General features: G+C 64.5%; 18 protein-coding genes and 1 tRNA gene. 18 read left to right on the top strand and 1 reads right to left on the bottom strand.

Features of this window, described 5'->3' with window-relative positions:
* The first annotated feature begins 17 nt into the window (after positions 1-17).
* The 18 genes from ACXAD2_RS23635 to ACXAD2_RS23550 all read left to right on the top strand — a co-directional run bounded on the left by ACXAD2_RS23635 (position 18) and on the right by ACXAD2_RS23550 (position 17,267).
* Positions 18-755: a primase-helicase zinc-binding domain-containing protein gene (locus tag ACXAD2_RS23635; RefSeq protein ID WP_475175856.1), complete on the top strand. Its 738-nt coding sequence runs from the start codon at positions 18-20 to the stop codon at positions 753-755.
* Between the two features lie 2 nt (positions 756-757).
* Complete coding sequence (locus ACXAD2_RS23630; protein ID WP_475175854.1) at positions 758-1,111, top strand: hypothetical protein; 354 nt, start codon at positions 758-760, stop codon at positions 1,109-1,111.
* Complete coding sequence (locus tag ACXAD2_RS23625) at positions 1,108-1,578, top strand: DUF1833 family protein (protein ID WP_475175852.1); 471 nt, start codon at positions 1,108-1,110, stop codon at positions 1,576-1,578. Before ACXAD2_RS23630 ends, ACXAD2_RS23625 begins: the two co-directional genes overlap by 4 nt.
* Entirely contained in the window at positions 1,579-1,953 is a 375-nt protein-coding gene (locus ACXAD2_RS23620) for an NlpC/P60 family protein (protein WP_475175850.1), read from the top strand.
* Positions 1,946-10,927, top strand: coding sequence for a host specificity factor TipJ family phage tail protein (locus ACXAD2_RS23615; RefSeq protein WP_475175847.1), 8,982 nt, complete (start codon positions 1,946-1,948; stop codon positions 10,925-10,927). The genes ACXAD2_RS23620 and ACXAD2_RS23615 overlap by 8 nt, the downstream gene beginning before the upstream one ends.
* A gap of 5 nt (positions 10,928-10,932) precedes the next feature.
* Positions 10,933-11,331, top strand: a complete 399-nt coding sequence (locus ACXAD2_RS23610; protein WP_475175844.1) for a hypothetical protein — start codon at positions 10,933-10,935, stop codon at positions 11,329-11,331.
* Positions 11,328-11,768, top strand: coding sequence for a hypothetical protein (locus tag ACXAD2_RS23605; RefSeq protein WP_475175843.1), 441 nt, complete (start codon positions 11,328-11,330; stop codon positions 11,766-11,768). The genes ACXAD2_RS23610 and ACXAD2_RS23605 overlap by 4 nt, the downstream gene beginning before the upstream one ends.
* A gap of 9 nt (positions 11,769-11,777) precedes the next feature.
* Positions 11,778-12,464, top strand: coding sequence for a hypothetical protein (locus ACXAD2_RS23600; protein WP_475175840.1), 687 nt, complete (start codon positions 11,778-11,780; stop codon positions 12,462-12,464).
* A gap of 8 nt (positions 12,465-12,472) precedes the next feature.
* A complete protein-coding gene (locus tag ACXAD2_RS23595; RefSeq protein ID WP_475175838.1) occupies positions 12,473-12,802 on the top strand; it encodes a DUF1353 domain-containing protein in 330 nt (109 codons plus the stop codon).
* A gap of 4 nt (positions 12,803-12,806) precedes the next feature.
* On the top strand, positions 12,807-13,250 hold the full coding sequence (locus tag ACXAD2_RS23590; protein WP_475175835.1) for a hypothetical protein: 444 nt from the start codon (positions 12,807-12,809) through the stop codon (positions 13,248-13,250).
* Entirely contained in the window at positions 13,216-13,509 is a 294-nt protein-coding gene (locus ACXAD2_RS23585) for a hypothetical protein (RefSeq protein WP_475175833.1), read from the top strand. The genes ACXAD2_RS23590 and ACXAD2_RS23585 overlap by 35 nt, the downstream gene beginning before the upstream one ends.
* 69 nt (positions 13,510-13,578) lie before the next feature.
* Positions 13,579-14,430, top strand: a complete 852-nt coding sequence (locus ACXAD2_RS23580) for a peptidoglycan-binding protein (RefSeq protein ID WP_475175829.1) — start codon at positions 13,579-13,581, stop codon at positions 14,428-14,430.
* 37 nt (positions 14,431-14,467) lie between these two features.
* Positions 14,468-14,827: a hypothetical protein gene (locus ACXAD2_RS23575; protein WP_475175828.1), complete on the top strand. Its 360-nt coding sequence runs from the start codon at positions 14,468-14,470 to the stop codon at positions 14,825-14,827.
* A gap of 241 nt (positions 14,828-15,068) precedes the next feature.
* On the top strand, positions 15,069-15,584 hold the full coding sequence (gene ssb / locus ACXAD2_RS23570) for a single-stranded DNA-binding protein (RefSeq protein ID WP_475175825.1): 516 nt from the start codon (positions 15,069-15,071) through the stop codon (positions 15,582-15,584).
* Positions 15,568-16,083 carry a hypothetical protein gene (locus ACXAD2_RS23565; protein WP_475175822.1) on the top strand — a complete coding sequence of 172 codons (516 nt, stop codon included), beginning with the start codon at positions 15,568-15,570 and terminating at the stop codon, positions 16,081-16,083. The genes ssb and ACXAD2_RS23565 overlap by 17 nt, the downstream gene beginning before the upstream one ends.
* Positions 16,084-16,372: 289 nt before the next feature.
* Positions 16,373-16,462, top strand: a tRNA-Ser gene (locus ACXAD2_RS23560).
* Positions 16,463-16,610: 148 nt separating this feature from the next.
* Positions 16,611-16,850 carry an Arm DNA-binding domain-containing protein gene (locus ACXAD2_RS23555; RefSeq protein WP_475175819.1) on the top strand — a complete coding sequence of 80 codons (240 nt, stop codon included), beginning with the start codon at positions 16,611-16,613 and terminating at the stop codon, positions 16,848-16,850.
* Positions 16,851-16,871: 21 nt separating this feature from the next.
* Positions 16,872-17,267 (top strand): tyrosine-type recombinase/integrase, encoded by a 396-nt coding sequence (locus ACXAD2_RS23550; RefSeq protein WP_475178380.1) that lies wholly within the window; start codon positions 16,872-16,874, stop codon positions 17,265-17,267.
* 160 nt (positions 17,268-17,427) lie between these two features.
* Here the strand turns inward: ACXAD2_RS23550 and ACXAD2_RS23545 are convergent, their stop codons facing one another.
* Positions 17,428-17,931 (bottom strand): hypothetical protein, encoded by a 504-nt coding sequence (locus ACXAD2_RS23545; RefSeq protein WP_475178435.1) that lies wholly within the window; start codon positions 17,929-17,931, stop codon positions 17,428-17,430.
* Positions 17,932-17,942: the final 11 nt, after the last annotated feature.

Genomic DNA, 17,942 nt, shown 5'->3' with positions numbered 1-17,942 from the left:
GGCTACATGAGGCGCGGATGATCCCGATCGGCCGTGTGGCCGAGCAGCTCGGCCTGCGGCTCGCTAGGATCACCGCGAGCGAAAAAGCCGGCCCGTGCCCGAACTGCGGCGGACATGAGCGCACCGACTCGGACCGGCTCAACATCAACACGGCCAAGGGCGTTTTCTTCTGCCGCAAATGCGGTGCCAGTGGCGACGGGGTGGAGCTGGTCAAGCTCGCACTCGGCAGTGACTTCCTGGCCGCGCTCTCCTACCTGGTGGGCGAGGCCGAGGCCACCATGGCCGCGGGCGGGCTTTACAGCTCTGGCGGCCCGTTGCCGCGGCGCGCCGGTGGTGGTGGCTTCCAGGGCGTGCCGCGCGCGGCTGGCATGCTGCATGGGGCCGGCAGCAAAAAGCAGGACAATCTGCTTTTCTGGGGCTCGCGCGGTGAGTTCATGCAGCCGGCGGCCGCGGTGGATTACTACGGGCTCGAGTTCATGGAAGCGCTGCGCCGGCGCGAAATCCCGAAATTTGCCGAGGGCGGCGCGATGGCCGGTGTCGTGAGCGCGGGCAGCGGCGGCTCGGGCGTCACCCTCAAACAGGGCGATATCTCGGTGAACAATTACGCCGGCGTCGAGGTCGAAGCCCGGCGTGATGCGCGGGGCAACACACAGATCGATCTGCGGCGCGAGCTGAGTTCGCTGCTCAATTCCGGCGCCGGTGATGGCGCCATGCGCGCCCGCTACGGCGTGCGCCCCAATCCGAAAGGGAAGTGATCATGCCGAGCTGGCCGAATGATCTGCCGTTTTTCTCGAGCCGCAGCGGTTACAAGCTGAGCGGCCCCTCGGGACATATCAAGCGCTCGGAAATGAGCACTGGGCCCGACAAGCGCCGGCTGCGCACAAGCGCGGCCGCGCGGCCGTTCTCGGGGAAAATCTCTTACCTCACGATCGCGCAGCTCGCGCAGTTCGAGGCTTTCTATCGGGATGATTTGCGCATGGGCGTTTTGTCCTTTGATGCGGTCGACCCGATCACCGGCATCACGCACAGCTATGATTTCGTGTCTGAGTACGAGATCACATCGAACAAGCTCGGCGTCACCGTCTCGGCAACGCTCGAGGTGCTGCCGTGAGAGAGATTTCCGACCTTCTGGCGGCCGAGACCTATGCGCAGGAAAGCGGGCAGGTACTTGTGCCGCTGCTCATGCTCTCGCACTCCTCCTGGGCCGCGCCTGTGGCTCTGGTGCGTGATGCTAAGGCGCTCACGCATGACGGGCTCGAATACAAGCCTTTCCCCTTCGATCTGGCGCTGCCCGATGATGAGGATGAGGGCAACCCGGTGATGCGCTGGCGCGCGCAGAACGTGAGCCGGGAGATCATCGGCGAGTTCCGCGGCGTGACCGGCTCGGTGCTCGGGGTGGTGACTTATGTTCTGGTGTCGGCGCCCGAGGTGATCGAGATGGGGCCTTTCGAGGTCTACATCTCCGGCATCGAGTATGACGCCGACACGATCAGCGGCGTGATGACCCTCGAGCCGATCCTCGAGGAGGCCTTTGGCCGGCTCACCATGAGCCCCGCGACAACGCCCGGCCTGTTCTGAATGTGGACAGATGAATGGATCGGGCTGCCCTATGCCGATCTTGGCCGGGGCCCCGAGGCTTTCGATTGTCTCGGCCTCTTTCTCGCCCTGCATCGCGCCCGTTACGGCCGCGTCATCCCTGACCCGGCCTGCAGCGTCGAGCAGGCGGTGCGCCGCGGTGTGGTCGAGGCCTATCGCGGCCAGGTGAGCCGCGTGGCGAATGCGCAAGAGGGCGATGCGCTCCTGTTTCTATCGGCGGGGCGCCCGCTGCACCTGGGCTTTGCCCTTAATGATCAAGACATGCTGCACACCGATCGGATCGCCGCCAGCCGCCTCGAGCGCTGGCGTGGCGCGAGCTGGATCGGAAAGCTCGAGGGAATTTATCGCTTTGCTTGACGACACCAAGATGATCGAGGCCTGGGGCCAATCGCACCCGCTCAAGAGGCAAGCGGTGCGCCGCGAGGTTCCGGCCGGCGCCACGGTTGCGGAGATCGTGCGCGAGCTGGACCTCGATACCGAGCGCTATGGCATCCCGATCGTGCGCCTGATCCGCGGCGGCGAGATCACTGAGGTGCCGCTCACCATGTGGGGTAAGACCCGCCCGCGCCCTGGCACGCGGGTAGAGGTGGCTTTTGCCGTGCGCGATCCGGGCTCGATCGCCCTGGTGCTCTCGGCTGCCCTGCCGCACGCGGCGACCGCTGCAGCCACCGCGCTCAACCTGGGCTCTTGGGCCTATTCGCTCACCGTCGCCGCGATCTCGGTGGTGGGTGCGCTGGCGATCCAGGCGCTCATCCCTCCGGCCAGCACCAACGCCTCGGGCGGTGTGCAGAATTACGCGATCACCGGCATCAGCAACGCGGTGAACCGCTACGGCGCCTTTCCCTATGTGATCGGCCGGCATCGCATGTTCCCGCCGATGACCGCCACCGGCTACTCTGAGACGGTCGGGCGCGACATCTACTATCGCGGCCGCATGACCTTCGGCTATGGGCCTGTTGCGCTCGAAACGCTGATGATCGGCACCACGCCAATTTGGGAATATGACGGCGTTGAGCTGGAATTTCTCAACGTGGATGAGGCGCGCACGCTGGCCAACATGCCGCAGCTCGCCGAGCTGGTGAAGCCTCGGGCCGAGGAGAGCCAGGCGCCTCGAAAGCTGCTCGGCGATGTGGGCGAGGAATACACCTATCAGCCGGCGCAGCCCGCCAAATCCGTCTCGATCTCGCTCGAGCCGACCGCGCTCTATTACGTCGCCGGCGTCTCGGCTGTGGTCGAGGTTGCCGAGGTGGGCGTGGGCACCTGGTCGACCGCGGCAACCTACACCGACCTTGCGGCCGCGCAGACCTTCACCGCGGGCCCTTTCACCGATGGCATCGCCCGCATGTGGCGCGTGCGCGTCACCGGCGTGAGCGAGGCCGATGTCGAGAGAAAGGTGACCCGCCGGCGCTCGAATGAAGGCATTACGATCACCAACGCGAGCGCCTCCTATCAGGTTGAGGCGGCAGGCTGGCGCCAAGGCAGCGAGGCAATGCGCCTCTACGCGAGCGACGTGGCCGAGGATGGCTATAGCGACGTTCCGCAGCAGGATGATGCGCTTGTCAAATATACGCGGCTCGACACCTCGAGCGCCGCGGTGGATCTCACTTTTCCGCAAGGCCTCTATCGCACCAACGATGACGGCGATCAGAAAACCTTTAACGCCAATTTCCAATTTGAGTATCAGTCGCTCGAGGGCGGCCTCGATGAGGCCGATTGGATCGATCTTGGCACCACCACCTATGAGGCCAAGGTGGTCGGCCTCTACCGCGTGACAAAGACGATCGATTTTGCCGAGCCGGGCCAATACGCGATCCGTATCACCCGGCGCAACTTCATCGATGACGACGCGGGCGATTACAACAGCGCCACGCTCACCGCGATCCGCTCTTTCCGCGATGGCGATCTGCCGAGCCATGAGGGCATCGCCGAGATCGCGTTTCGCATCAAGGCAAGCGATCAGCTCAACGGCCAGATCGACAGCCTCAATGCGATCGTGCAGCAGCTCGCGCCGGTCTGGGATGGCTCGAGCTGGTCCGATCCGCAGCCGGTGCGGCATCCCGCCTGGGCCTTCCTGCAGGGGCTTCGTGGCACTCACCTGCGCCGCCCCGTCGAGGATCGGCGCATTGACCTCGAGGCCTTTCGCGCCTGGGCCGAGGAGGAGCCGCATTGGACCTGCGATTATGTCGTGGATACGCCAAGCCAGGTTTCCGAGGTGCTAGACATCATCGCGGCCGCCGGCCGCGCGCGGCGCACGCTCGCCGATTTTCGCTGGTCGATCGTGCGCGACGGTGCGGCCGGTCCGGTGCGCCAGGTGTTCACACCGCGCAATTCCTGGGGTTACTCGGCCAAGCTCACTTTCCCGCGAGAGATCCACGGCTTTCGCGTCAAGGTGATCTCCGAGCGCCTCGAGTGGCAGCAAGACGAGGTGTTTGTCGGCATCGATGGCTTCACCCGCATGACCGCGCGCGAGACCGAGGAGCTTGAGCTGCCCGGTGTGGTGGTGACCGCTGCGGACGAAGATGAGGGCAACGCCTATCGCCTCGGCCGCTATCACCTGGCGGTTGCACAGAACCGCGTCGAGCGGCACCAGTTCTATGCCGATTGGGAGCATATTCGCTGCACCCGCGGCGATAAAATCCGGCTGGTGCATGATGTACCGATGATCGGCATCGGCGCCGCGCGCATCCGCGAGGTGATCGGCGACGGCGCCGGAAATGTCGCCTCGATCGTGCTCGATGATCTTTTCGATTTCGATCAGGCCGCGCTGCGCATGACGGTGCGCAATATCGGAGGCGTGCGCGAGTTCTCGGCTTTTTCTCCGGCCGATCCCGCGTCTCGCACCTGGACGGCTGGCGAGGCGATCGCGATCGGTGACATCGCCGCCGGCGACCTGGTGGCGATCGAGGAGCCGGCACAGCGCACCGCCGATTTCCTGGTGGTTGGCGTCTTTCCTGACACCGATGAAAGCGCGCGTATCGAGGTGGTCGATGCCGTGCCCGAGATCCTCGAGGCCGCCACCGGGCCGCTGCCGGTTTACTCGCCGATCGTCACCACGCCGCGCGATCCTGCAGCGATCAACCTGCCGCCTGCGCCGGTTGTGCTCTCAGCGTATTCCGATCGGCGAACGCAGCTCATCGCCGCCAATGGCGCGGTTACGCCGCGCATTTCGGTGCAGCTTGCCCCTGTGACCACCGGGCAGAATATGGCCGGCGTAACGCTGCAGCTTCGCTGGCGCGAGAGTTTGACCGGCGAGCAATGGAGCTATGGCGAAACGGTTGGCGCGGCCGAGCAAGCGCTGCTCACTGGCGGGCTTACCGAGGGCGCAGAATACGAGGTGCAGGTGGCGGCAACCTCCGGCAGCGGGCGCACGCGCGGCTGGGTTTCGGCTGGCGTGATCACCGCCGCCTCGGATGCCCCGAACCCGCCCGCGATCGCCGCGGTTTTCGCTGCGGCCACGATCCGCGATGCCTCCGGCGCTGCGCGCCGCCCGGCAATCTCGCTGACCTGGACGCCAGTTTCCAAGGGCGTGCGGGCGGTGGCCTGGGAGATGCGCCCGGTTGGCCAGGCGGCAGCCGCCGGCAAGGCTCTGGACGTGAGCGCAGGCGCCACCATGATCAGCGAGGGGGTTCTGCCAAATACGGACTATGAGTGCCGTGCCAGCTTCCTCTCGGGCGCAGGCGCCTATTCCTGGGGCGCCTGGCAGCCGGTCACGACCGACAATGTGCAGCTCGGTGTTGCCGATGTTTCCGAGGAGGTGGTGAGCGGCGGCTTTGATGCACCCTCGATCCCGACCGGCCTTGTGCTAACTTCCGAGATCGCCGCAGACGGCCGCACGCGGATCACGGCAAGCTGGGATGCGATGACGCCGGCAACCGGCTATGACTTTGAAGTTTCCGAGGCGGGCGGCAACTTCATTGGCGTTTCCGTGTCGACCTCGCGCTATACCTTCGATGCGCTGCCTGGCACCTCGCTGGCTGCGCGGGTGCGCACGGTCAACGGCACGCGGCGCAGCGCCTATAGCGGCGAGGTCGCGCATACCGCGGCCCTCGATACCGTGCCGCCGGCTGCACCAACCGGCTTGGCGGCGCAGCTCGGTGTAAAAGCTGTCTGGCTCGAGTGGGACGAGAACGCCGAGAGCGATCTGGCCTTCTACGAGATCGTCGAGAAGGACAGCGCGTCCGCGCCCGGCGTGAACCCTACCTCGCCGATCTACAAGAGCCTCGCGACCACCTTCGTGCGCGACGGCTTTGGCACGCTCGAGGCTGACCTCACTAAGTTCTATTGGGTGCGCGCGGTCGACACCTCCGGCAACCGTTCGGATTGGTCGAACGGCGAGAGCGTGACGATCCCCGCAAAGCTCGGCGTTACTGCCGAGGACATCAGCGGCATCGTTGATGAGACCTCCTTCGCGCTCGGCCTCCAGCCGATCAAGATCGTGGACACGCTGCCGACGGAAGGGAACTACCCGAACCGGACGGTGACGCTCACCACCGACGGCAAGCTCTATCGCTACGTGGACGGCGCGTGGACCGCGGCCGTGTCTGCCGACGACATCGAAGGTGAAATCACCAGCGAAAAGATCGCCAGCCTCGCCACCAGCAAGCTCACCGGGCAGGTGCAGGGGCCGCAGATCGCCAATCAGGTGATCGACGCGAGCAAGATGGCCTCGAACGTCAAGGCCATCGAATACGTCAGCGCGCTGCCGACCTCGGGCAACACGAACGGGCGCACTGTCTACCTGAGCACCGACGGCAAGCTCTACCGCTACACCGCGTCCGGCTGGACGGCGGCCGTGGCCGCGACTGACATCTCGGGCGAGATCGTCGCGAGCCAGATCAAAGATGGCGAGATGACCATCGCGAAATTCGCGTCGGGTCTGACGGCGGTTGAGATCGTCGACGCGCTGCCCGCCACTGGCAACTATAACGGTCGCACCGCGACGCTTACTGGCGACGGCAAGCTCTACCGATACAAGGACGGAGCGTGGACTGCGGCTGTTCCGGCCACCGATGTCACGGGCACACTCACAGCGTCCCAGATCGCGGCCAACACGATCACCGCGGGTCAGATCAAGGCTGGGGCCATCACCTCGACCGAGATCGCGGCGGGCTCGATCCGCGCGTCGAACCTGCTAATCACCGACATGACGAACCTCGTGCCCAACGGGGCGATGAGTGACGACCCCGAAGACTACTTCACCGTCGTCAGCGGGAACGGCAGGGCTCGAAAGCTGAACGGGGCCGACTACGGCGGCAAGGGTCGGTATATTCTTCTGCTGCAGAAGGATGCCGCCGGCAACAACAGCCTCTACGCGGACCTGAACCAGCTGGTGCCGGTGACGCCGAGCGAGAAGCTTTACGTCGAGACGGCCATTCGGACCAATCAGGCGAGCACCAGTGCGGGCGCCTATCTGCGCCTGAACTGGTATGACGCCGACGAAAACTTCCTTGGCACCAACACTGACCTAATGGGCAACGCACCCATCACAGGCAGCTGGGTGACCTATGCCAAAGACGTGACGCCGCCAAGCAACGCGCACTTCTTCCGCATCCGTCTCTACAACCACAGCTCGCAGACCACGATCCAGAACCTGTTCTTCGATCAGATCATCGTGCGTCGGAAGACGGGCGGTGAGCTGATCGTCGACGGCTCGATCACGGCGGCCCATATCGACACAACCTCGATCCGCACCGCCGTGCTCACCGCTGGCTCGGTCGACACCGACCAGCTCGCGGCGGGCGCTGTGACCGCCAACGAAATCGCGGCGGGCGAGATCACCGCGGCCCACATCGCGGCGAACTCCATCACCGCCAGCCGGCTCACGCTGAGCGATCTGACCAATGCGGTGGACAACTGCCGGTTCGACTACGGCGATGAGGGGTGGGATCTCGGCTCCTTCGCGCTCGAGAATTCCTCGCTCGCACACTCGGGCAAGCGTCGCATCTACCGCACGGGCACGTCGTCCGCGGCGGCTCGCAACCTCAAATGGATGAGCGTCTCTCCGGGCGATATGATCCGCGCCGCCTGCTATGTCAAAGGCACCAACGATCTGGCGTGTAGCACCGTCGGGTGCCGCGTGACGTGGCGCGACAAGGACGGCAGCGAAATCGGGAACAGCGGCGTGCTGATGAATGGTGGCGATGTCACCACGGTTTGGCAGCTCGTCACGGGAATTCGAACGGCGCCGGCGAACGCCGCCTATGCGATTTTCGAGTTCGTCATCTACTCGCAGAATGCGGGCACGGCCTACTTCGATGACGCGTTCATGAACCGCGCCAATGGTGCCGAGCTGATCGTGGACGGCACCATCAAGGCCGACCATCTCGATGTCGGCTCGATCACCGCCGAGAAAATCGCCGCGGGCGCAGTCACCTCCGACAAAATCCTCGTCGGCGACTTTACCAACCTCGTGGCCGGATCGGACTTCGAAGACGCGGACGCAAACCCGTGGCCGATCATGCCGGGCATGACGCTCGCCGGCGTCCCACACACTGGCTCCCAGTGCCTCTACATCAACACCAACGCGCAAACCTCGGTCCTGCCCAAGCGGATCACCTGCAATCCCGGCGACAAGTTCACCGTGGAGCTTTGGGCGCGTAGTGAGGGTGGCTGGAACGGCGACAGCAACTTCAAGATCCGGTTCTACCGCGACGACAACGCCGACTTCCTCGGCGCCGTGTCTTACGGCGCATCCCAAATCGGGTCCGAAGGCGTCTGGAAAAAGCTAACCGGCGAGTTCACCATCCCGGACGACTGCAGCGCTTTCCGCATCAGCCTTGCAAACGGCAACGGCAGCTCTGGCGCCGTCCGGCTCGACGACATCAGCGTGCGCCGCATGATGGCGGGCGAGATGATCGTCGACGGCGCGATCACGGCCTCGAAGATCGGCGTCGGAGAGATCGACGCGGACCACATCGACACAAACTCGATCTCGGCGGCGATCCTCACCGCCGGCGCGATCACCTCGCGCGAGATCGCGACCGGCGCCATCGTCGCGACCAAGTTCGGCGTCATGGACTGGGACAACATGTTCACCTTCGGGTCTTGGGGCACCGACCCGGACCTGATCGGCCAGTTCAGCAACTCCATCCCCTCCGGCGGCGACATCAGCCTGACGGGCGTCAAATCTTCGGGCGACCGCGCGCTTCTTCTGCGTAAGGGCCCGGATGATCTGACGACCTCGGTCTCTACGCGTCTGCCCGATGGGAGCGATCTTCTTGTGCCGGTCCGGCAGGGACAATCCTACTGGGCTGAGACCGAGGCGCGCGCCAGCGACGCGATGTCGCAAGGCTTCTGGGCGCGCATCCGCTGGTATGACCAGAACAGGAACAACATCGGCTATTCCGACATCGTCGGGAACGGTGCTCTTACCACCGGCTGGACCCGCTTTGAGAAGCAAATGACGCCCGCGTCCGGCGCCTACTTCGCGGGCTTTGAGCTTTACAACCACAACACCCAGAGCACGGCCCGTTGGGTCGCGGTGGATCGGATCGTGCTGCGCCGCGCCAACGCGGGCGAGCTGATCGTCGATGGTTCGATCAAGGCGAACAAACTCATCATCACCGGCGAGCCGGGAAGCCTCACCGAAGGCATCGCGCAGATCAGCACGGCCTTCATTCGTCAGGCGCACATCGAGGGCACGCTAGATGCGGACATCCTCACCGCGAACACGACGCTCAGCAACACGATCAAGGTGTCCGGCGACAGCCTCGGGACCATCCAGTCGCGAGCCAGCAACCCGGCGTCGCGCATCAACTCCGGCCCGAGCACCAACATCAACCCCGGCAAGATCACCATCTCGGGCGGCACGACGCTCAGCGACTGGCGCGGCACCTCCGATGCCACGACGATCAACGGCAACAAGATCGAGACTGGCTCGATCACAACCGATCAGCTCTCGGTTGGTCTTGGTAAGAACCTGCTGCAGAACACCGACTTCGTGGCGGGCACGCGCGGTTGGTGGTTCTATCCCAGTGGTGCGGCGGGGGCTGACACCGATTTCAAGGTGCGTTCGCCCGGCGCTACCTTCGCGGGGGCCGACTATCCGACCCTCGTTATGCACCAAACCAGCGGTGATACGAGCGGCTATTCCGACGTCATTTCGAGGGGTGTTGCGAGCAACGACGGCGGCCTTGCAATTGGCGCGCCGGTCACGCCCAACCAGTATTACGAGGTCAGTGGTAAATTCTCGATGCACCGCTGCACGGGTGAATTGCGGATCCAGTGGCGTGATGCCTCTGGCAACACCATCGGCTATGCGCCCCACGTAGACATCCCCGTCGGGTCCTATAGCTCCGACAATCCCGACGAGTGGCTGAGCGTCGTTTGCCGTGGGCAGGCGCCCTCGAATGCGGCCTTTGCCTGCATTCACATCCGCAAGCTGGCGACCCAATCGGGTCAGGGCGACAGCTACCTGTTCCTGCACAAGCCGCAGCTAGTGCAGACGGTGCCGAACGCCAGTGAGCTGACGCCCTACAGTGTGGGTGGCTACACCTACATCGACGGCGGCCAGATCATCACCAACACGATCACGGCGCGCAACATCGACACGGCGAGCTTGATTGCGGAACTCGCGACCATCACCACCGCCTACATCTCCGACGCCAACATCTCCGGCACGCTGAGTGCGGCCAAGATCACCTCGGGCACCTCCCTCCCGAACGGTGTGAAGATCGGCGGCACCAACGCGAGCGATGTTGCGGCGCGAGCCAACAACCCGGCGGCGCGGATCAACGCGACCAGCACCACCATCGATGGTGGGAAGATCACCACCGGCTCGATCACGGCGGGCATGGGCATCTTCTCGGGCGATCTGCGCTCGGACAACTATCAGTCGGGCTCTCAGGGCTGGGCGATCAACAAGAGCGGCGGCGCGCAGTTCAACGATCTGATCGTGCGGGGCAGCCTGCAGGTTGGCTCAGTGTCTGACCTCTACTCTCAGATCGACAGTAACCAGCGCGAGATCAGCACCGGGAGCACCACCACGGTCTTTACCGGAGCGGCAATGGGGGTCGGGTCCGGCCTTGCAGACCTTTGGTTTATCGGGCTTGGCGGTGAAATCAGAGAGCCTGCCCCCAACACAACTTACCGCATCTTCGTAGAGCGCCGCCTTTATGTGAGCGGGTCGTGGCAGGGCTGGGAAAGCGTCGGCGTCTCGTTTGACGTAAACGTGCAAAGCGGGACTGAATGGGACTTCTACTACGCTTCCAACACCATGATGGCCGAGTGTGACAACATCCAGTTCCGCGTGCGCTGGACCAAGATCGGCACTGGTGGGACCAATACCAACATGCGCAGCCTCGCAATATCTGCACGCTGCATTCGGAGGTGAGCGCCATGCAGGCATATGCATTCCTTGACGAAAATGACTGTGTCGCGACCGCGGGGATGGCCGCGGTCGCGCCTATCGGGGCCATGCTGGCTCCGAATGAGTTTCTCAAAAACATGGGCACTCTCGCTCGCTGCTATCTCTCCGAAGAGGGAGAGTTCCTTCCCCGCCCGGTCATCCCCGTTGATGAGCCAGATGGGGGCCTGCTCACTATTCCGCCGCTTCCACTCGGAACGCGAGTGATCGTTGGTGCCCGGTTTGAGGATGCTCCGGCGCTGGACATGGTGACCGATGTTGAGGGTTGGACGGAGACGCTGCAGTTCGCCCACTCGGGCCACTACAACATCGAGATCGCGCCTCCCGCGCCGTGGCAGGTGCTCTGCGCGAGCTTCGAGGTGACGGTATGATCCAGATTGGCCGCACCGACCAAAGCCGTGTCCGTGAAATGGACCTCGCGCGCCGACCGGTTCTGGAACGCGTGGACGCTGCGCTCAGCACGGCGCGCTCTGCCTACATCACGACCTTGCCCGGTCAGGACATGATCTATCAGGCCAAGGAGAACGAGGCGAAAGCGTATATCGCGCTGACCAACCCTCCGGCCGATCTGGCGGAGTTCCCGCTGCTCGCCGGGGAGGTGGGGATCACCGCACCCACCACCTACGAGCTGGCGCAGCTATGGCTCAACATGGCCGCGCAGTGGCGCGCGCTCGCGGGCGGCCTCGAGAACATCCGGGCGCAGGCCAAGGCCGACGTCACCGCCGCGACCACGCTCACCGAGCTGGCGCAGGCCGAGTCCGACTTTGCCGCCGCGCTCGACACCTTCACCACCAACAATCCCGTCTAAGGAAGGCCCATGCAAAAACTTCACTCCTACTCCGCGCTGATCGACCTGATGGAGAGTCACTACGCGGCCCTTACCGATCCCGATGCGGCGTGGTCTCTGCCCATGCTCAAGGGCGTCATGTCCCTCGGCAACTCAGCACCGGGTGACGACCACCGGCACGTCCACATGGCCGCGAAGGCTTATCTGACGCTCTCCGAGTTCCAGCAGCAGTTCTTCACCACCAACTACGAGATGCCCGCCGCCGTGCGCCGCGTGCTCGAAGAAAGCCCCGCGTGGCCCGCGCCGCTGGAGACCGAAGGGTTCGGCGAGGCGAGCCCGGCCGATCTCGACGCCTATCGTGCCTACGCTCTGTCTGAGATCGAGCACCTGTCTCGCTCGTTGCGCCTAGCCTTTGTCACCGAGCTGCCGGGGCAAGACATGGTGTACCTGCGCAAAGAGATCGAGGCCAAGGCGTATCAGGCGCTCGAGGCTGAGCCGGCCGATCTCTCAGGCTTTCCGCTGCTCGCGGCCGAGGTGGGTGTGACGGCGCCAGGCGCGGCCGAGCTGGCGCAGCTCTGGCTGCAAATGTCGGCGCAATGGCAAGAGGCTGCGGCGCCGCTCGAAGGCAACCGGCAGACCGCCAAGCTCGCGATCGAGGCGGCCGAGACGCGCGAGGAAATCACCGCGGCGCTCGATGGGTTCCGGGCGGCCGCGTGAGCGCAGGTTTGGCTGATTGGTATCGGCCGTGTGGCGGCGCCTATGTCGTCACGCGCGCCCTGATCTGGGATCTCGGCTGCGCTGGATCGGTCGCGCGCCTCGAGGTGCCGGCCGGCTTTCGCTTCGATGTCTCGGTGCCGCCGGCGCTGGCCTGGGCGTTCAATCCCGCGGCGCCCGAGTATCTCCGGGCCGCTTGCCTGCATGATTGGCTCTTGGGGCAGCGCTGCGGCCGTCTCACCGCTGGCGGGGTTTTCGCCGATGTGCTGGCCGCCGATCGCGTGGCGGCCTGGCGGCGGCTGCTCATGTGGCTCGCCGTGAGCCTCTACAAATTCAGGTAAACCCATGAACCTCCGACATACGTTTTTGCAAAACGGCCGCGGCCTCGAATGGCTCACCTCGAGCGTGTTGCTTGCCTTCGCGGTGATCCTGGTGCTGCCAGGAAACACGCTTGCCGCCTCGCGCAGCTTTTCCGGTTTCGTCGGGCTTGGGCTCGATGAGGGCGCGATGATCATGGTGCTAACGCTCATCGCCGCGATCCGTATGGCCGGGCTTTATGCCAACGGCAATGTGAAGGCCTCGCCGCTCTGGCGCGGTGCTGGCGCGATCGTCGGCGCCGGCATCTTCGCAAGCATCTCGGCGATCTTCGCGCTGCCCTTCGTGGCTGGGGAGCAGGCCGCCCTAAACACCGGCGTCGGCACCTACCTGGTGCTCGCCGCTTTCGACGTACTCGCAGCTTACAGGGCCTCCGCTGATGTTGGAATTTACCGCCGTACTCAATGCCATTGAGCCCGAGGCCTGGGCCGGGATTGTCGCCTTTGTCGGCGGCGTCGGCGCGGCCATCATCGCGGCGCTGCGCGGTGTGAAGCGCGATCCCGTCGAGGTCGGGCTGCCGGCACCGGAAACCGATCGCACCGAATACGTGCTCGAGGAGGTGCGCGGCAATCGCGCGATCCTCAAAGAGGTGGTCGGCCGCCTCGATCGGCTCCAGGACGATACCGAGGCGCTGCGCCGCGATACGGCGGTGCTGCGCGCCCGTCACGACTAAGGCGCCCTCCCCTCCCGCGCCGCTTTGACCGCCCCGCCCTCGAGCGGGGCTTTTTTATGGGAAATCGAAATGCTTGATCTCGACAAGCTGGCGGCCATCGCAGGCCGGCCGGCCAATGACAATATGCGCTCGATCCTCGCGGGCCTCGATGCGCATGGCTCCGGCGCTGGCCTCGATCGGCCGCACCGCCTGGCGCACTTCCTGGCTCAGATCGCGCATGAAAGCGCGGGCTTTCGTTACGATCGCGAGATCTGGGGCGCCACGCCAACGGCCGCGCAGGCGCGGTACGATACGCGCACCGATCTCGGCAACACGCCCGAGGCCGATGGCGATGGATATCTCTACCGCGGCCGCACGGGCATTCAGATCACCGGCAAAGCCAACACCCGCGAGTTTCGCGATTGGTGCCGCGCCGAGGTCGATGCCGAGGCGCCCGATTTCGTCGCCGATCCCGATCTGATGAATACAGACCCTTGGGAGGGCCTGGGGCCGATCTGGTATTGGCAGAGCCGCGGGCTCAATGCCTACGCCGATGCGGCCGACATCGAGATGATCACCCGGCGCATCAACGGCGGGCTCAACGGCTTTCCCGATCGGCTCGAGCGCTTCACCCGCGCGGCCCTGGTGCTGCTCGGATACGGGCCCGAGGCGGTGCGCCTGTTCCAGGATGATGCCGGGCTCAAGGTCGATGGCATTGCCGGGCCGAAAACCCGCGGCGCTCTGCACGAGGAGCTGGTGGCGATCGGTGAGCTGGTCGCCGAACCGGCCGAGCCCGAGATCGAGGCGGGCGCCTCGATCGAGTTTCCCGATGGTGTCGAGATCGAGGTGCCGGCTGGCGTCACGCTCGCCTCGGCCCTCTACCGCGCGCGCCGGGCCGAGGCCCAACTCGCGGCCATCCAGAAAATCATCGCCGCGGCGTGAGCCGCGGCCCTCTCCCTCCTGATCGAAAGGAAACCCTATGCACGATCTTATGACCTACATCACCCCGGCGCTGCTCGGCCTGTTCGGCGCGGTGCTGACGTTCCTGCTCAAGCGCGCAACCGGCGCGATCCAGGCCGCCACTGGCATCGAGATCGAGGCGCGCCACCGCGAGGCGCTGCACTCGGCGATTATGACCGGCGCCAAAGCGGCCGCCGCACGCGGCCCGGCTGCCGGCCTCGATGCCCTCAAGGCCGAGGCCCTGGACTATGCGCGCGCCAGCGTGCCCGGTGCGATCCGCGCGCTGGTGCCGGGCGACACGGTGCTCGATCGGCTCGCTGAGCGGTATGTGATGGAGCGCCTCGAGGCCCTTGGCTTCAAGCTCGAGGCGGCCGCGTAACTTTCGCGAACCTCTGGCGCCTAGGCTGTTCGGTGCCGGCCCTTTTGGTCGGTGCCGGCGGCGGGCGCCAGCCGCATCAATATCCCTAACCGGAAAGGGCTTGCCTGGACGCAAAGCAAACGGAAATCGAGGTGCCTTTCTCGGGCTTCGGTTGATCTGTTCCAACCTGTTTTTTTTGCCCCGCGTCCGATCCGCAAATTGGCGCGGGGTTTTTACGTGCCTGGCAAGCGAGAGGTGAAACATGGCCGGATCGGTCAACAAGGTGATCCTGGTGGGCAATCTCGGGGCCGATCCCGAGGTGCGCACATTCCAGAACGGCGGCAAGGTCTGCAATATGCGGATTGCCACCTCTGAGAACTGGAAGGACCGCAACACCGGCGAGAGACGGGAGCGCACCGAATGGCACTCAGTGGCGATTTTCTCCGAGCCGCTGGCGCGGATCGCCGAGCAATATCTGCGCAAGGGCTCAAAGGTCTACATCGAGGGGCAGCTCGAGACCCGCAAATGGCAGGATCAAAACGGCCAGGATCGCTATTCGACAGAGGTGGTGCTGCGCCCTTACCGGGGCGAGCTGACGCTCCTGGACGGCCGGCGCGAGGGCGATCGGGGCAGCTCGGGCGGGGGCTATGGCGGCTCGGGCTATGGGGGCGGCGCCGGGGGCGGTGCTGGCGGCACTAGCGGCGCCGGCGACACCGGCGGTGCTGGCAACACTGGCGGCGGCCCGCGCCGGGATATCGATGATGAAATCCCGTTTTGACCGATTGCGGCCGCGCCTCCTGGTGATCGGCCAGGGCGAGCACGGAAAAGATGAGGCGGCCGCGATCCTCGCGCGCCGCCTTCGTCTTTCGCACATCAGCTCGAGCGAGTTCGCCGGGCGTGTCGCGGTCTGGCCGCTGGTGGCCGATCTCTACCCGGATTTTGCCGCCGCCTATGCCGATCGGCGCAATCATCGCGCACTCTGGTTTCACGCGATGGCGGCCTACAATCTACGCCCCGGCCCCTCGCTGGCCGAGCAGCTCCTCGAGCATCATGCGATCTATGTGGGGCTGCGCGGGCGCGCCGAGTTCGACCGCGCGCGGGTGTTCTTCGATGCGGTGATCTGGGTGGATGCCGAGGCGCGCCTGGGGGCCTCGGCCGAGCCGATCGAGCTGGGGCCCGAGGATGCGGATCTTGTGCTCGACAACAATGGCAGCCTTGCCGAGCTAGAGCACAACGCGGCGTTTATCGCGGCCCTGGTGGGCGCCGCCTGGGCATAAAAAAACCGCCCTGGCGCAAGGCCAGGGCGGAAAGTCAAGGGTAACATCTCAATCGATGCGATCGCGTATTGATGCGCACAAAAATCTGTGCGTTGCAAACATTAATTTGCAACCCATTGAGAACAAACCGGAACGCGGGTGCGCGGATTTTGCGCGGATTGCGCGGAAAACGCCGGTGAAAACGGGTGAAAATGGGTGAAAACCAAGGAAAACAGGGGCTTAAAAAAATCTGCTAAAACCCTGCAAAAACGCCTTGTTTCCCCGTGGGTTGGTCAATATACGGGTCCGCGGAGACGTGGCCGAGTGGTCGAAGGCGCTCCCCTGCTAAGGGAGTAGGCCCGGAAGGGTCTCGAGGGTTCGAATCCCTTCGTCTCCGCCATCTACCATTTTGATTGAATGGCTCTGGGGCGCTTGATAGCGTATAAGTCTATGGACTGATGCGCTTATTCTCTTTCGTTGATTGCGTTCGTTTCACTTCGATTGCGCTCGGTTCTATTCGTTCCGTGGTATGAAAGGTGGTACGTCCGATGGCCTACACCTCCGGCAAACTGACCAAGAATCTCGTCCGCACCCTGGGCACAGGGCGGCACGGCGACGGCAATGGCCTCTACCTCGTGGTTGACCCATCCGGTGCCCGCCGGTGGATCGTGCGGGTCACAGTGAAGGGTCAGCGCAACCGCCAAGGAAAGCCCAACCGAACGGACTTCGGTCTAGGCGGCGCTGCCATCTTAAGCCTGACAGTCGCCCGAGAACGGGCGCTTGAATAGCGGCGCCTCGCCAAGCAGGGGCTGAAGCCGAAGTACCATCGCGACAAGGAGGTACCATGCTTTGAGGAGGTCGCGCGTCAGGTCCATATCGAGCGTCTGCCGACCTGGAAGAACCCGAAGCACGGTCAGCAGTGGATCAACACGCTCGCAGATTACGCCTTCCCCAAGATCGGCCGCTTGCCTGTGTCTGAGATTGATCAGCCAGAGGTCTTGCAGGTCCTCTCCCCGATCTGGACCGAGAAGCATGAGACCGCTCGTCGTGTCGCACAACGCATGAAGGCGGTTCTGGACGTCGCCCGCTCACGCGGCTTCCGTGAAGGCGAGAACCCAGTGACGGTCGTCATGGACGCTCGTGTCCTGCTGTTGCGTGACCTGGTTTCTGAACCGGAGCTTCGCCGTGCGGAGGTGGCATGGTGACTTCGAACATCAAGCAGTCTGAGCAAAGAGCAAGGCGACCCGGTTCTAGGTCTTCGACCGTTGAACCGGGGCCTTGCGAGGGGCGGCAAGCCTCCCCTTCGAACCCCAACCGGACCGCGCGGGGTGCGGTCTCCTCGGAAAAGCAGGAAGCCGTGTTCTTCTACTGCTCCTCCGAGGAAAAAGCGCTGATCCGGCAGGGCGCTTTGCAAATCGATAAGCAACTGCCACCGAAATTGAGGCCCATCGGGGGCTGCAGAGCTTCAGAAGTTGCGGGCAGATTGTGCCTGAGGAGGAGGTCCTGAGTGGCATGCAGGGGGTCTGCGAATTCCCGGTCTACGTGTGCCGCCAAATCGTTCAGCTGACGCATGAGCGCGAGAACCTGCCGCGCAACCTGCGGCGCCGCCACAGCGGTGGTATCCAACCCATTCTCTATTGCAGCGCCCGCTGCAAAGCGTTCCGCCAGTTGCCAATCCCGGCTGCGTTGAGCGTCGGTGATCTGGCGCGTCTCGAGCGCAAGGTTCTCCAGATAGGTGTCCGGCGACACGGTCGGCGCATCGCGCTCTTGTCGCGCGATCATCTCCGAGACCGCGCGTCGCACCATGGACTGCAGCATCGCCTTGACCTGATTATCGTTGGCCGCCGTGTTCTGAAATTGTTCGAGCACTTTTCTTTCTC

This window comes from Salipiger sp. ABN3_019 (assembly GCF_056158605.1).
Note: the sequence above shows the minus strand (reverse complement) of the source record. Positions and strands in the feature narration are given on the sequence as shown.